The organism is Pantoea hericii (assembly GCF_014155795.1).
Taxonomy (GTDB): domain Bacteria; phylum Pseudomonadota; class Gammaproteobacteria; order Enterobacterales; family Enterobacteriaceae; genus Pantoea; species Pantoea eucalypti.
In genome coordinates, this window is record NZ_SCKV01000005.1 from 368,216 (window position 1) to 381,511 (window position 13,296).

The window sequence follows — 13,296 nt, forward strand, 5'->3', positions numbered from 1 at the left end:
GCTCACACAACACAGTATAAACCTTCATTGATTAAGGAATTGTGGCGGCCATAACAAACCTGACACCTTTCCAGGACAGGCGCATCATCCCTGCTTACTATTGCAGTAAAATGACTGACTGGTCTGATCACCTAAGGAAATAACAATGCGTATAACCCTGGCAGCTGTGGCGTTGTCTCTGTTGATACCGGCAGGCGCGATGGCTCATAACCTCAGACTGGATATGCGGGTACCGGCTGTAGGCGTGAATGACAAAGGCGAGCTGTTATTGCAACAGGAGAAGTTTAGCTACAAAAACTGGAATAGCGCGCAGCTCAGCGGAAAAGTTCGCGTCATCCAGCATATTGCGGGTCGCTCATCTGCGAAAGAGATGAACGCGGCACTGGTAGAAGCGATCAAAGCCGCGAAGCTGCCGCATGATCGCTATCAGACCACCACCATCGTCAATACCGATGACGCGATTCCGGGCACGGGCATGTTTGTGCGCAGCAGCGTCGAGACCAACAAGCAGCAATATCCCTGGTCTCAGTTTGTCATAGACAGCAAAGGCAACGTGCAGCACAGCTGGCAGTTACAGCCTGGTGGTTCCGCCATAGTGGTGCTGGATAAGCAGGGCAAAGTGAAGTTTGTGAAGGATGGTTCGCTGACGCAGGATGAAGTGACAAAAGTTATCGCGCTGGTCAACTCACTGCTGAAAGAGTAATGCTGAACACCCGGGAGCGAGAGAATCGCTCGCCGGGCATTTATGCCAATATCGTCTTAAAAGAGCGAAACGCGGAAGCCGGGATTCAGGAAGGATTCGCGCGGCGCATAGTCCAGGGTTTTGCCCTGCCAGTCATGTACATGCGCACCCGCAGCCATCGCCACGGCATGACCCGCGCCGGTATCCCAGATATTGGTTGGCCCGAAACGGGGATAGAGCTGAGCTTTACCTTCTGCCACCAGACAGAATTTCAGTGAGGAGCCGGTCGCAACGGTCTGATGCTCACCCAACTGCTTCAGGTACTCTTTCATCTCGTCGTCGTCACCATGTGAGCGGCTTACCACGACCAGCGGAGGACGTGCGTCACGGACATGAATCTGTTCGCGATGACCGCCCTCTTCTTTCCACGCTTTACCCTCTGCCGCGGAATACATTACGCCCAGCACTGGCGCATAGACGACGCCCATCACCGGCTTGCCCGCTTCAATCAGCGCAATATTGACGGTAAATTCACCGTTACGCTTGATGAACTCTTTGGTGCCATCCAGCGGATCAACCAGCCAGTAGCGTTGCCAGTGCTGACGGACATCCCAGGCTGGCGGATCTTCTTCTGAAAGTACCGGTATGTCAGGCGATAGCTGTTTCAGCCCCTCCATGATGACTTCATGCGCCGCGATATCCGCAGCGGTCACCGGCGAATCGTCCGATTTGTGAGAAACGTCAAGCGGCGCGGCACCGTTATAGACCTGCATAATCGCGTCGCCAGCTTCGCGTGCCAGTTGGCAGATTTGCTCTAACATTTTTCACCTCGTTTTTGTCTGTCTGCTGCAGGATCAGTCCATCTTCAGATAGTGACATTTTAGCAGTTCCGCCTGACCAGCCTGTTTACTGGTCCGGCGGCGATTCAATTTATAGATATATCAATATCATAGTTACGTGCTTATCGCCATGCTGACGCCAGTGAGCCTTTATCGTATAAGAATGAGTCGCAGGCCGATGCATCAAAACGTTATATCCATCACGATTTAAAATGACTATCTGTCATGCTTTTACATTATTTTGAGAGCCTGAATTTAATTTGCAGCAGGAGCAAGCATGTTTAAGCCCGGAATGATGTTACTGGCCCTGAGCGTTTCCGTCGCCGCCCAGGCCGCGACGGTGGATTTACGCGTACTGGAAACCACCGATCTGCACAGCAATATGATGGATTTCGACTACTACAAAGATACGCCAACCGAGAAATTTGGTCTGGTGCGCACCGCCACGCTGATTCACGCCGCCCGGCAGGAGGTGAAGAACAGCCTGCTGGTTGATAACGGCGACATCATTCAGGGCAGCCCATTGGGCGACTACATGGCGGCTAAAGGGCTGCGTGAGGGTGAAATCCATCCGGTCTACAAGGCGCTTAATACGCTGGATTACGCTGTCGGCAACCTCGGTAACCATGAATTCAATTATGGCCTGCCCTACCTGAAAAAAGCGCTGGCGGGTGCGCGCTTCCCTTATGTGAACGCCAACGTGATTGATGTGAAGAGCGGCAAACCGCTGTTTACCCCTTACCTCATCAAATCCACGACGGTGGTTGATCGCGAGGGCAAATCGCAGACCCTGAAGATTGGCTATATCGGCTTTGTGCCGCCGCAGATCATGGTGTGGGATAAAGCCAATCTGCAGGGCAAGGTACGGGTGGATGACATCACCGAAACAGCTCGCCGCTATGTGCCTGAGATGCGCGCGCAGGGTGCCGATCTGATTATTGCTATCCCTCACTCCGGCCTGAGCAGCGAGCCGTATCACGCAATGGCAGAAAACTCGGTTTACTACCTCAGCCAGGTGGAAGGTATTAACGCCATCCTGTTTGGTCATGCGCATGCCGTCTTCCCCAGCAAGGAGTTTGCTGGCATCAAAGGCGCAGACATTGCTAACGGCACGCTGAACGGGGTTCCGGCGGTGATGCCAGGCATGTGGGGCGATCATCTTGGCGTGGTCGATCTGGTGCTGAACAATGAGGGCGGACGCTGGCAGGTGAGCAGCGGCAAAGCAGAGGCGCGACCGATCTACGATACTGCCGCGAAGAAATCGCTGGCGGCGGAAGATCCGGCGCTGGTGAAAGTGCTGGCTGACGATCACCGCGCCACGCGGGAGTTTGTGGCGAAGCCCATCGGCAAGTCGGCTGACGTAATGTACAGCTATCTGTCGCTGGTTCAGGACGATCCAACGGTGCAGATCGTCAATAATGCGCAGCGCGCTTATGTGGAGCATTTCATTCAGGGCGATCCGGATCTGGGCCGTTTGCCGGTGCTCTCTGCTGCCGCGCCGTTTAAAGCGGGCGGACGTAAAAACGATCCTGCCAGCTATGTCGAAGTGGAGAAAGGTGCCCTGACTTTCCGTAATGCGGCCGATCTCTATCTCTATCCCAATACACTGGTCGTGATGAAAGTCACGGGTGCGCAGGTGAAAGAGTGGCTGGAATGCTCAGCAGGCCAGTTTAACCAGATCGATCCGCACAGCAGCAAAACGCAGTCGCTGATTAACTGGGATTTCCGCACCTATAACTTCGATGTGATTGATGGAGTCAATTATCAGATTGATGTGACCCAGCCCGCGCGTTATGACGCAGAGTGTCAGTTGATCCATCCTGACGCCTCACGCATCCGTCAGCTTACCTGGCAGGGTAAACCCATCGATCCGCAGGCTCTCTTCCTGGTGGCGACCAATAACTATCGCGCATATGGCGGCAAGTTTGCCGGCACCGGAGATAAGTACATCGCCTTTGCCTCGCCAGATGAGAACCGTTCGGTGGTAGCAGCCTACATCAGCGCGGAAACCAAAGCGCATGGCGCAGTTCAGCCGAAGGCGGACAATAACTGGCGTCTGGCACCGATTACCTCATCCACTCCGCTCGATATTCAGTTTGAAACGGCACCGGGCGATAAGGCGACCGGATTTATTAAGCAGCATGCGCAATATCCGCTTCAGCCCAAAGGAACAGATGCGATTGGCTTTGCACTGTGGCAGGTAAATTTACAGCAGAAATAAGGCGGGAGAAAACGCTGCAACCGGGGTGGTTGCAGCGTCTTATCTTACAGGATTTCCAGCAGCTCAACTTCGAAGAGCAGCGTGCTGAATGGTGGGATAGAGGCACCCGCACCGCGCTCGCCATACGCCAGGTTCTGTGGGATCACCAGTTCCCATTTTGAGCCAACCGGCATCAGCGTCAGCGCTTCAATCCAGCCAGGGATAACGCCGCTTACCGGGAATTCTGCCGGTTCGCCACGGGCAACTGAGCTGTCGAACACGGTGCCGTCGATCAGTTTGCCGGTGTAGTGAACGCGTACGCGATCCTGACGTGATGGGATTGGACCTTCACCCTGAGTAATCACGCTGAACTGCAGACCTGATTCGGTGCTGCTCACGCCTTCACGCTGCGCATGTTCCTGCAGGAATGCCTGACCTTCTGCGGCCATAGCTTCGGTACGCTCACGACGCACGCCTTCCGCGCGTTCGTGCACTTCACGCAGTGCGCGATGAACCACATCAACCGGTACGGCCGGCGAGTTCCCTTCCAGCGCGTCGCGCAGACCCGCGAGCAGTGCTTCTGGTTGCAGACCCTGCAGACCAGATTCCAGCAACTGCTGGCCAACCTGTAAACCAATACCGTAACTTGCTTGTGCTTCGACGCTGTCGAAAGAAGGGGTAGTCATCTTCGTTCCTTTCACTCTCGGATAAATTCGAACCGGCAGCATAGCAGCGCAGGCCGCTGGCGTAAAATGCCCTGCGTCGCAGATGACTTTTGCTGATGAAAGAGAAACAATAGCCACGTCAAATTTATCAATGCTGGCAGGCACTTCGCGCCGGTATTGCCCATACTATAACTATCGATGGGGATCACCTCATCTGTAGCACCTGAATAAGAGAGCAAACATGGGCCAGATTGCCCCACGCCGCCGCAGGATGCGTGCAAAACAAATGGTATCCCGGCTGCAGACCTGGCTGGCCGCACGCAGGCTACAGCAAACTGCCGGAGAGGAGGAAACCCCAATGGCTTCAGACACGTCATCCCGCCTGCCGACATGGCTTCAGCGTATCTGGCATTTTACCGACCATATTCGCTGGATGGATCCGCTGCCTGCGCCGCACCGTCGTGGCATTGTGGCGGCACTGCTGGTGATGCTGGTGGCGTTTCTCTGGCCCACCAGTACCCTGCGTTATCCGGTCGAGCAGTCTTCGCCTTCTGCGGAGAAAGAGGTGCCGATGCAGGCGGATATTTATGATAACAACCGTGCCCGTCAGCCTTCATCCTCAGCGTCTCAGCAGACGCCAAAAGCTGATTCTCAGGGCGAATGGCGCAATATGACCATTGCGTCGGGTCAGACGCTGGCGCAGCTGTTTCGTGACAACAGTCTGCCGGTCAATGATGTGTTTGCGATGGCGCGGGTGGAAGGCAGTGACCAGCCGCTCAGCTCACTGAAAAGTGGTCAGCAGGTGAAAATCCGTCAGGATGCGCAGGGTGTGGTAACCGGTCTGACCGTTGATGGCGCAAATGGCCCGGTGCTGTTTACGCGTCAGCCAGATGGCAGCTTTATTCGCGCGCAGTAAGGCCAACAGCAGTTTATTGAAAGGCATAAAAACAAAAACGCCGGCACAAGGCCGGCGTTGATGTCGTGCTCAGTTAATAAAATTAACCAGCAACAACTTTCACGTTCAGTTTAGCGAAGACTTCGCTGTGAACCTGGAAGCTTACTTCATGCTCACCGGTAGTGCGCAGAACGCCGTTCGGCAGACGAACTTCGCTCTTAGCGACTTCAACGCCAGCTGCAGTAACTGCATCAGCGATGTCGCGGGTACCGATTGAACCGAACAGTTTACCTTCATCGCCCGCTTTAGACGTGATGGTTACAGTGCCCAGTGCATTGATTTTCTCAGCGCGTGCAGTTGCTGCAGACTGAACGTCAGCCAGTTTGGCTTCCAGTTCAGCACGGCGTGCTTCGAAGAACTCAACGTTTTTCTTGGTAGCAGGAACAGCTTTGCCCTGTGGTACCAGGAAGTTACGAGCATAGCCCGCTTTAACGTTAACCTGATCACCCAGGGTGCCAAGGTTTGCTACTTTATCAAGCAGAATAACTTGCATTACCTTATCCTCTTAAAGTCGTTAATGGACAGTTGCCGATTACTGATGACGATCAGTGTACGGCAGCAGAGACAGGTAACGCGCACGCTTGATGCAGCGAGCCAACTGACGCTGGTATTTTGCACGAGTACCGGTGATACGGCTCGGGACAATTTTACCGCTTTCGGTAATGTAGTTTTTCAACGTTGCGATGTCTTTGTAATCGATCTCAACAACGCCTTCCGCGGTGAAACGGCAGAACTTGCGACGACGGAAATAACGTGCCATTAGGCTAGTCTCCAGAATCTATCAATTCAATCTGCTCGGCATGGAACACCACTTTGCTCTGGCCATTTCGTGCCTGATGGCAACTAATGAAACCGTCGAGTGTGAGTTGCGTGCCGACCGTTATATGTTGAGTAATCACCTGATGGGCGCTGCCGCTAATAATAACAGGCATACGACACCAGGCTTGCCGGTGAAACCCGGCCTCCTCCTGCACTGAGCGGTGCTCAAGCACAAACTGACAGTGAGGAATTCCTGACGGGCTAACTCTTCGAACCGGTGTCTTGCACACAGTGCCAGACAGGCGAAGTCGATTGACCGTCACGATGGATTACTCTTCAGAATCCCCAGCATCTGACTCATCAGCGGATTCGTTAGCAAAATCTTCGCGACGATCACGACGCTCATCTTTCGCTTTAACCATCGGTGATGCTTCAGTTACCGCGTTTTTAACGCGCATAACCATGCTACGGATAACGGCGTCGTTGAAGCGGAAGTTCGTTTCCAGCTCATCGATCGCTTCCTGCGGCGCTTCAACGTTCATCAGAACGTAATGCGCTTTGTGCAGTTTATTGATCGGGTAAGCCAGCTGACGGCGGCCCCAGTCTTCCAGACGGTGAATCGTGCCTTCAGCACCAGTGATAGCACCAGTGTAACGCTCGATCATGCCAGGAACCTGTTCGCTCTGGTCAGGATGAACCATAAATACGATTTCGTAATGACGCATCGAAATTGCTCCTTACGGATTATTCAGCCTCCTGTCGGGGTCAACCGCGGCCCATGGAAGCAAGGAACGTTATAGGCTGTGTCCCACAAAGGTTCGCAGTGACGAGCGTTTGTGGGACACAGCCTGAGAATGCGGCTGAAAAATTGACGCGTAATCATACCGGCGAAGGTGCCTGAACTCAAGCGCACATTTAAACAAATCGCAGGCGTCGTGCCAGATATCGGGGCTTTTTGTGCTAATGACGTAAATACAGCAGGTTGGGCGGCGAAGGTTCAAAAATGCTGACAAAGAGGTTCAGGTGGATGATCTGGCGATAATTTACTCAGTCGCTAAACTGATTAGAGACGTCACGGTTCGCTTAGTGGCGTCACGCAGAGTGTGTTCCCTGAAGTGAGGAGTCGGGCATGAAAACGTTCGTCATCGCCACTTTACTGGGTCTCTTCCTGTCTCCACCCGCTCTTGCCAGCCATGCTGACTGTGCGCAGCAGATGAGAAGTCACAGCAGCGAAGCGGCATCGGGTTATGTTTACGTTAACCGGCTGGATACGCCGGAAAGAAACCCGGTTAATGCGCCTGCCAGCGCAGCAGAAAAAGCGTCTGCGTTCTGGTAAGTGCTGGTAACTTTACGGGCGGCAGAGTCCTTCTCCGCCCGTTCATTATTTATAGCTGCTGTTTAAAAAAGCTGACCAGCGCCGTTAATGCAGAGGGCGTGATCTTATGCCCGATCTGTTTTTCCGACAGTGAGGTCAGATGCTGCGCCAGTCCATTGTCACGCAGCGCCCTCTCCAGCCGGACACTCTCCGCCCAGGGCACAACCTCATCCGCTTCGCCATGCCACAACAGTAGCGGACGGTTAGCCAGTGCCTCCAGATGGTTGCAGGGATCATAGTCCGTCAGGGGAGCCATACGGGCCGCAAACTGCGCTTTCTGCTCCGGCGTATCAGCCACCAGCGGTGGAAACAGCGATTCGCTCAGTTGCATAAAATAGCCCGATCCCATCATACAGGCGACGCTCTGGATCTGCGGATAACGCGCCATCGCGCCCAGTGCCGTCATGCCACCCATCGACGCACCCGCCACTGCGAAACGCCTGTCAGCGATCAGATTGTCTCTACGCAGCGCAGCCTCCAGCAATGGCAGCTCATCAATGTTCTGTTTCAGAATCTCCCAGAAGCGGCCCAGGCGTGCATTGGCATCACCGTGATAACGCGCGCCGTGCAGCTCCGCATCTGGCATCACCGCCCGAAACCCCGCCTGTGCCAGCGCCACGGCGAAATAGGCGTAGACCTCTTTTGATGAGGTAAAGCCGTGATAAAACAGCACGGTTGGCAGTGGCTGATGCCGTTGTCCGGCAGGCGTGGCGTGCAGGCATTCGATACCGGCCAGTGTTTCTGTAGTGAGTTCAATCATGGTCTCTCCTGAGAGGCAGCAAGGCATGCCGATCAAGTCTGTGTTCTGCGGGTTGATTTGCGAAATCACCCGCTCCGCTTAGCTGTCTAACTTCTCCCTAAACTTTTCCCGCACTCTGCCGTTGATCGTGTACTCCCTTAACTTGATCAAAGGTAATTTATGAAGCGTCTCTCTCTCAGCGGACTGAGTCTCGGAGTTAAGCTGTCTGTACTGACGTCTCTCAGCGTTGCACTGCTGTTGCTGGTGCTGACACTGACTCAAAGCCACAACGCCTCGCGCCAGCTGGAAAATCTCGCCATCGATGACATGCACAACCAGGTGCAGGGCATCAGTGAAATGGCCACTATGTTTAATGCCACCCTCACCGAAGAGGTGGCTCACTATACCGATCTGTTTACCAGCTTCCTGCCTAAGCGCTTTAGCCTGGATGAAAGCTCGCGGGTGCAGGTCGGTGCCTTTTCGACGCCAGTGCTGCGTGCCGGGTTGAAAACACTGAATCTCGATCAAACTGCCGTAGACGATTTCACCGAGCGCACCGCCGCCGTGGCGACCATTTTCGTGCGCGATGGCGATGACTTTGTCCGTGTTTCAACCTCGCTGAAAAAAGAGGATGGCAGTCGCGCAATCGGTACGCAGCTTGACCGCACCGGGGCGGCCTGGAAACGTGTTCACCAGGGCGAAGTCTACCGCGGGCTGGCGACGCTGTTCGGCCATCGCTATATCACACAGTATCAGCCGATAAAAGATGAGAGCGGTAAAGTCGTTGCCATTCTGTTCGTCGGTGTGGGTATTGATAAACAGTATGCGCTGATGCGAGAAAAAATCCTGGCGCGTAAGCTGGGTGATAGCGGTCATTTCTTCGTGCTCAACGGCACGCCCGGTAAAACGCAGGGAGCGTATCTGTTCGATCAGCACGACGAAGGAAAACGCCCCGACTGGGATGATGCAACGCTGAAACCGCTGCTGACGGAGCCGAAAGGTATGCAGCAGGTGGAGATCAATGGTGAGATGCAGATTCTGGCCTGGGAGCAATTGCCGGACTGGAACTGGGTGATTACCGGCGAAGTTAACCGCGACAGCCTGCTTGCGCCCATTACGCATAGCCGTAACCTGTTCCTGATTACCGGACTGGTTCTGGTAATCGTCTTTGCGCTGGGCTTTGTCTGGTACAGCCGTCGGGCGATTACCCGTCCGCTGCAGCAGGTGATTCATCTGGCGGAGCAGTATGCCGCCGGCAACCTGCAGGTCCATATGGATACGCTTCGTCGCGACGAAGTTGGCCAGCTGATCATTGCAATTAACGGCATTGGCGATGGCCTGGAGAAAATTGTCGGCCAGGTGCGCGGTGCGGCGCAGGAGATCAGCGACGGCACGGACACCATCGCGGCCAGCAGCCATAACATCAGCGAGCAGATCGGGCGTCAGGCCAGCAGCGTCGAGCAGACCTCTGCCAGCATGGAGCAGTTTGGTGCCACGGTTGAACACACCGCCGAAAGCCTGCGTCAGGCGATGTCACTGGTGTCCGAAGCCAGCAATATCGTCAGTCACGGCAGCAAAACCGTGGTGCGCTCTGTCAATACCATGTCAGCCATTAAGGTTTCATCGCAAAGCATTGCGGATATCACGCATGTGATTGAGTCGATCGCCTTCCAGACCAATATCCTGGCGCTGAATGCTGCGGTTGAAGCGGCGCGTGCTGGCGAACAGGGCCGGGGTTTTGCCGTGGTAGCCGCCGAGGTGCGCGCGCTGGCTCAGCGTTCCGCGCAAGCCGCTAAAGAGATCGACGGACTGATTGCGACCTCTATCAGCAACGTGGCAGAGGGCCATCAGCTCTCTGAGCAGACGCGCGATGCAATGACCAACATTGTGACGCACATCGAGCAGGTGCAGGCACTGATGGGCGAGATCAACGTGGCGGCGCAGGAGCAGGCGGCAGGTATCGGTCAGGTTAATATTGCGATGAACCAGATCAGTCAGGCGACGCACCAGAACAGCGAACTGGTGGCACAGGCGGAAAACAGCGCGCAGAACCTGAGTGATAAAGGGCACCACCTGACCCAGCTGGTCAGCGTATTCAGCCTGAAATCCTGACGTCTTTCAGGGCGATGACGTACACTCATTGTCTCGTCCTGAAAAAGGGTTTTGCTATGCGTTCTGCTTATTTACTGGTGTTCAGCCTGCTGCTGGCAGGCTGTTCGGCGTTTGACACCACGCCAAAAGCCCCGCCTGCGCCGACTCAACAGGCACAGGAGATTTCACGGGCGCAGAGTGGCGGTTTGCCGAAGCTGGGCAATATTACCGTTAACGTACACGGCTCACCGGATGATGCCCAGCGTGCCGTTGCCGCCCAGGCCAATCAGGCCGGAGCCGCTTACTATCAGATCGTGATGGTGAGCGAAACGGTCATGCCGGGCTTCTGGTACGCCAGTGCGATTCTGTACGGCGCATCACCTGCCGCAGGCACGGTCCAGTAAACGATCGGTAATCGCGGCCTCAAGCGGGCGCGAGCCACGCTGGTCGAGCCACTGCTGGCACCATGCATCCGCCAGCGGAGGTTCGGCATATTTCAGTAGCTGTGCACCCATTGCCAGCAGCAGCAGCGTGCGGGTAACCTCACGCGCCTGCTCTTCAGGAACGTGGTTAAGCCTCAGACGCAGCTGACGCCAGCGCGTATCAAAATGGCGGTTACTCCCTTTCACTGCTTCAAATTCCTGACTTAGCATCGCGGTAACCTCTGCCTGACGGGCAAGCACGCGCAGCACATCAAGGCACATCACGTTGCCCGATCCTTCCCAGATGCTATTGACGGGCATGTCACGATAGAGGCGCGGGAGCTCACTGGCCTCGCAATAGCCGATCCCTCCCAGCACCTCCATCGACTCCGCAACGAACGGCGCACCCGCTTTGCAGATCTCATATTTTGCCGCGGGCGTAAACAGGCGGGCAAAGGTGACTTCATGCGGTTTTGCCGGTTGTGACCAGGCGCGCGCCAGCCGCATCAGCAGCGCAGTTTGTCCCTCCAGCTGCAATGCCTGCTGAGCCAGAACCTGACGCATCAGCGGCTGCTCCACCAGATTTTTCCCCATTACCTGACGCTGATGGGCATGCGAGACGGCTACCGAGAAAGCGCGGCGCATCTGACCGTGACTGCCAAGGGCGCAGTCGAAACGCGTCATGCCGCCCATCTTCAGGATCAGCCGCACGCCTTCGCCCTCCTCACCCAGCAGCCAGCCAGTCGCGTCGCGAAACTCCACTTCACAGCTGGCATTGGAACGATTGCCCAGCTTATCTTTTAGCCGCTCCAGCTGGATGGCATTGCGTGACCCATCGGGTAACAGCCGCGGCAGGAAGAAACAGCTTAATCCGGCAGGCGTCTGAGCCAGCACCAGATGCGCATCACTCTGTGGCACGGAGAAAAACCATTTATGGCCCGTCAGGCGGTAGGCTTCACCTGCGCCACGCGCACCCAGCGGTTCAGCGTGGGTGGTGCTGGTGAGCAGATCGCTGCCGCCCTGCTTTTCCGTCATACCCATTCCGATTAGCAGACCCCGCTTCTGGTCGCCGGGCTGTGCATGGGTATCGTAGCGATCGCTGAGCAGCGGATCGAGCCAGCTTTCAAAGGCGGCCGGCAGATAAGTCTGTAGCAGGGGAATGGCCGCATGTGTCATGGTCACCGGGCAGAGCGTGCCCGCCTCAACCTGCGCATGCAGAATAAAGCGCGCAGCGCGCGCCACGCTGGCCTGTTCACGAACCGTGGGCTGCCAGCTCAGGTTGTGCAGGCGACTGGCGCAGACACCCTGCATCAGCAGATGCCAGGCGGGATGGAAACGAACTTCATCCATGCGTTCGCCACGGGCGTCGTAGCGCAGCAGTTCAGGCGGCTCAGCATTGGCGAGTCGGCCCAGCTCCAGAGACTCGGCGCTGCCCAGCTGACGACCTACCGATGCCAGCCATTCCCGATCCCATCCGGCACCTTCGCGTGACAGTGCCTCGCCAAGCGGCGTATCAGACAGAAACAGATTGCTGTTGCTCAGAGGATGAGGCTGATTAAAAACAGTGTGTGTTGTCCAGGTCATAACGGCTCCTCGCGGATGTCACTCAGTAAGTATACCCGTCGTCTTTCAGGCTGCATGTTTGTTGGCTGCGTTCGCTCACCCGAATCACTTACTCATGTAAGCTCATCGGGATTCGTTCTCTTGCCGCCTCAATGCAACCCGAAATTCTTTGGGTATATACGAATGACGTGCAGTTATGCCTGGTACAGAAACTAATTTGTGGCGAGGATCACATCGGGGATCAGGCGTTGCGCTGACGCACCGCTTCAAACAGGCAGACGCCGGTGGCGACCGAGACATTCAACGAAGAAACGCTGCCCGCCATCGGAATGCTGATCAGCTCATCGCAATGCTCACGGGTCAGACGACGCATGCCTTCCCCTTCTGCGCCCATCACCAGCGCCATCGGGCCGGTCATTTTGCTCTGGAAGACGGTATGGTCCGCTTCACCTGCGGTGCCAACGACCCAGATGTTATATTCCTGCAGCAGACGCAGAGTACGCGCCAGGTTGGTCACGCGGATCAACGGCACATTCTCTGCCGCGCCACTGGCCACTTTTTTGGCGGTGGCGTTCAGGGGAGCGGAACGATCTTTTGGCACGATGATGGCGTGAACACCGGCAGCATCAGCGCTGCGCAGGCAGGCACCCAGGTTATGGGGATCGGTGACACCGTCCAGCACCAGCAGGAACGGTTTGTCCAGGCTCTGCAGCAGATCCGGCAGATCGCCTTCCTGATACTGACGGCCCGGTTTCACCCGAGCTACGATACCCTGATGCACACCGCCTTCAACCTGGCTGTCGAGCCACTTGCGCTCGGCCAGCTGAATAACAATCCCCTGAGCTTCCAGCGCGGCGACCACGAGTTGCAGGCGACGGTCGTCGCGGCCTTTGAGGATAAAGACTTCCTGGAAACGTTGTGGGTCACGTTCCAGCAACGCCTGCACGGCATGGATACCAAAAATAATTTCGCTCATCGATCTGCTCAGTGTTTGGAAATGAATAAA

15 protein-coding genes are annotated in these 13,296 nt (G+C 55.7%); 6 read left to right on the forward strand and 9 right to left on the reverse strand.

Translation table 11 applies throughout. From position 1 onward, the window contains the following. The first annotated feature begins 145 nt into the window (after positions 1 to 145). Positions 146 to 703, forward strand: a complete 558-nt coding sequence (locus H7K52_RS13590; protein WP_003855512.1) for a YtfJ family protein — start codon at positions 146 to 148, stop codon at positions 701 to 703. A gap of 56 nt (positions 704 to 759) precedes the next feature. Here H7K52_RS13590 and cysQ read toward each other — a convergent pair whose 3' ends face one another. Beyond that, positions 760 to 1,503: a 3'(2'),5'-bisphosphate nucleotidase CysQ gene (cysQ, locus tag H7K52_RS13595; protein WP_003855511.1), complete on the reverse strand. Its 744-nt coding sequence runs from the start codon at positions 1,501 to 1,503 to the stop codon at positions 760 to 762. 295 nt (positions 1,504 to 1,798) lie between these two features. Here cysQ and H7K52_RS13600 point away from each other — a divergent pair, with 295 nt between their 5' ends. Further along, positions 1,799 to 3,742, forward strand: coding sequence for a bifunctional 2',3'-cyclic-nucleotide 2'-phosphodiesterase/3'-nucleotidase (locus H7K52_RS13600; RefSeq protein WP_003855510.1), 1,944 nt, complete (start codon positions 1,799 to 1,801; stop codon positions 3,740 to 3,742). A 44-nt stretch (positions 3,743 to 3,786) separates the two neighbouring features. On the opposite strand, the gene fklB is transcribed toward H7K52_RS13600, so the two are convergent. Beyond that, positions 3,787 to 4,407, reverse strand: a complete 621-nt coding sequence (gene fklB, locus H7K52_RS13605; RefSeq protein ID WP_003855508.1) for a BamJ family beta-barrel-assembly machinery protein — start codon at positions 4,405 to 4,407, stop codon at positions 3,787 to 3,789. Positions 4,408 to 4,627: 220 nt separating this feature from the next. On the opposite strand from fklB, the gene H7K52_RS13610 reads away from it, so the two are divergent. Continuing rightward, positions 4,628 to 5,302, forward strand: a complete 675-nt coding sequence (locus tag H7K52_RS13610; RefSeq protein ID WP_164913074.1) for an OapA family protein — start codon at positions 4,628 to 4,630, stop codon at positions 5,300 to 5,302. A gap of 82 nt (positions 5,303 to 5,384) precedes the next feature. Here H7K52_RS13610 and rplI read toward each other — a convergent pair whose 3' ends face one another. Genes rplI through rpsF form a run of 4 tightly spaced genes read right to left on the reverse strand, consistent with a single transcriptional unit; the run spans position 5,385 to position 6,825 of the window. After that, on the reverse strand, positions 5,385 to 5,834 hold the full coding sequence (gene rplI, locus H7K52_RS13615; protein ID WP_003855506.1) for a 50S ribosomal protein L9: 450 nt from the start codon (positions 5,832 to 5,834) through the stop codon (positions 5,385 to 5,387). Positions 5,835 to 5,873: 39 nt separating this feature from the next. Beyond that, positions 5,874 to 6,101, reverse strand: a complete 228-nt coding sequence (gene rpsR, locus H7K52_RS13620) for a 30S ribosomal protein S18 (protein WP_002210155.1) — start codon at positions 6,099 to 6,101, stop codon at positions 5,874 to 5,876. A 4-nt stretch (positions 6,102 to 6,105) separates the two neighbouring features. Further along, positions 6,106 to 6,423 carry a primosomal replication protein N gene (gene priB / locus H7K52_RS13625; RefSeq protein ID WP_010256154.1) on the reverse strand — a complete coding sequence of 106 codons (318 nt, stop codon included), beginning with the start codon at positions 6,421 to 6,423 and terminating at the stop codon, positions 6,106 to 6,108. 6 nt (positions 6,424 to 6,429) lie between these two features. Beyond that, positions 6,430 to 6,825, reverse strand: a complete 396-nt coding sequence (rpsF, locus tag H7K52_RS13630; protein ID WP_003855334.1) for a 30S ribosomal protein S6 — start codon at positions 6,823 to 6,825, stop codon at positions 6,430 to 6,432. A gap of 404 nt (positions 6,826 to 7,229) precedes the next feature. Between rpsF and H7K52_RS13635 the strand changes: the two genes are divergently transcribed. After that, positions 7,230 to 7,436 (forward strand): hypothetical protein, encoded by a 207-nt coding sequence (locus H7K52_RS13635; RefSeq protein WP_003855333.1) that lies wholly within the window; start codon positions 7,230 to 7,232, stop codon positions 7,434 to 7,436. A 49-nt stretch (positions 7,437 to 7,485) separates the two neighbouring features. Here the strand turns inward: H7K52_RS13635 and yjfP are convergent, their stop codons facing one another. Continuing rightward, positions 7,486 to 8,235: an esterase gene (gene yjfP / locus H7K52_RS13640; protein WP_008925791.1), complete on the reverse strand. Its 750-nt coding sequence runs from the start codon at positions 8,233 to 8,235 to the stop codon at positions 7,486 to 7,488. A 159-nt stretch (positions 8,236 to 8,394) separates the two neighbouring features. Between yjfP and H7K52_RS13645 the strand changes: the two genes are divergently transcribed. Beyond that, complete coding sequence (locus H7K52_RS13645) at positions 8,395 to 10,326, forward strand: methyl-accepting chemotaxis protein (protein ID WP_182630134.1); 1,932 nt, start codon at positions 8,395 to 8,397, stop codon at positions 10,324 to 10,326. 56 nt (positions 10,327 to 10,382) lie between these two features. Next, positions 10,383 to 10,709, forward strand: coding sequence for a biofilm peroxide resistance protein BsmA (gene bsmA / locus H7K52_RS13650; RefSeq protein ID WP_003855330.1), 327 nt, complete (start codon positions 10,383 to 10,385; stop codon positions 10,707 to 10,709). On the opposite strand, the gene H7K52_RS13655 is transcribed toward bsmA, so the two are convergent. Both H7K52_RS13655 and rlmB read right to left on the reverse strand, forming a co-directional pair. After that, entirely contained in the window at positions 10,683 to 12,311 is a 1,629-nt protein-coding gene (locus tag H7K52_RS13655; RefSeq protein WP_003855329.1) for an isovaleryl-CoA dehydrogenase, read from the reverse strand. The two genes, bsmA and H7K52_RS13655, sit on opposite strands and share 27 nt — an antisense overlap. A gap of 220 nt (positions 12,312 to 12,531) precedes the next feature. Continuing rightward, on the reverse strand, positions 12,532 to 13,266 hold the full coding sequence (gene rlmB / locus H7K52_RS13660) for a 23S rRNA (guanosine(2251)-2'-O)-methyltransferase RlmB (protein ID WP_182630135.1): 735 nt from the start codon (positions 13,264 to 13,266) through the stop codon (positions 12,532 to 12,534). Positions 13,267 to 13,296 lie beyond the last annotated feature (30 nt).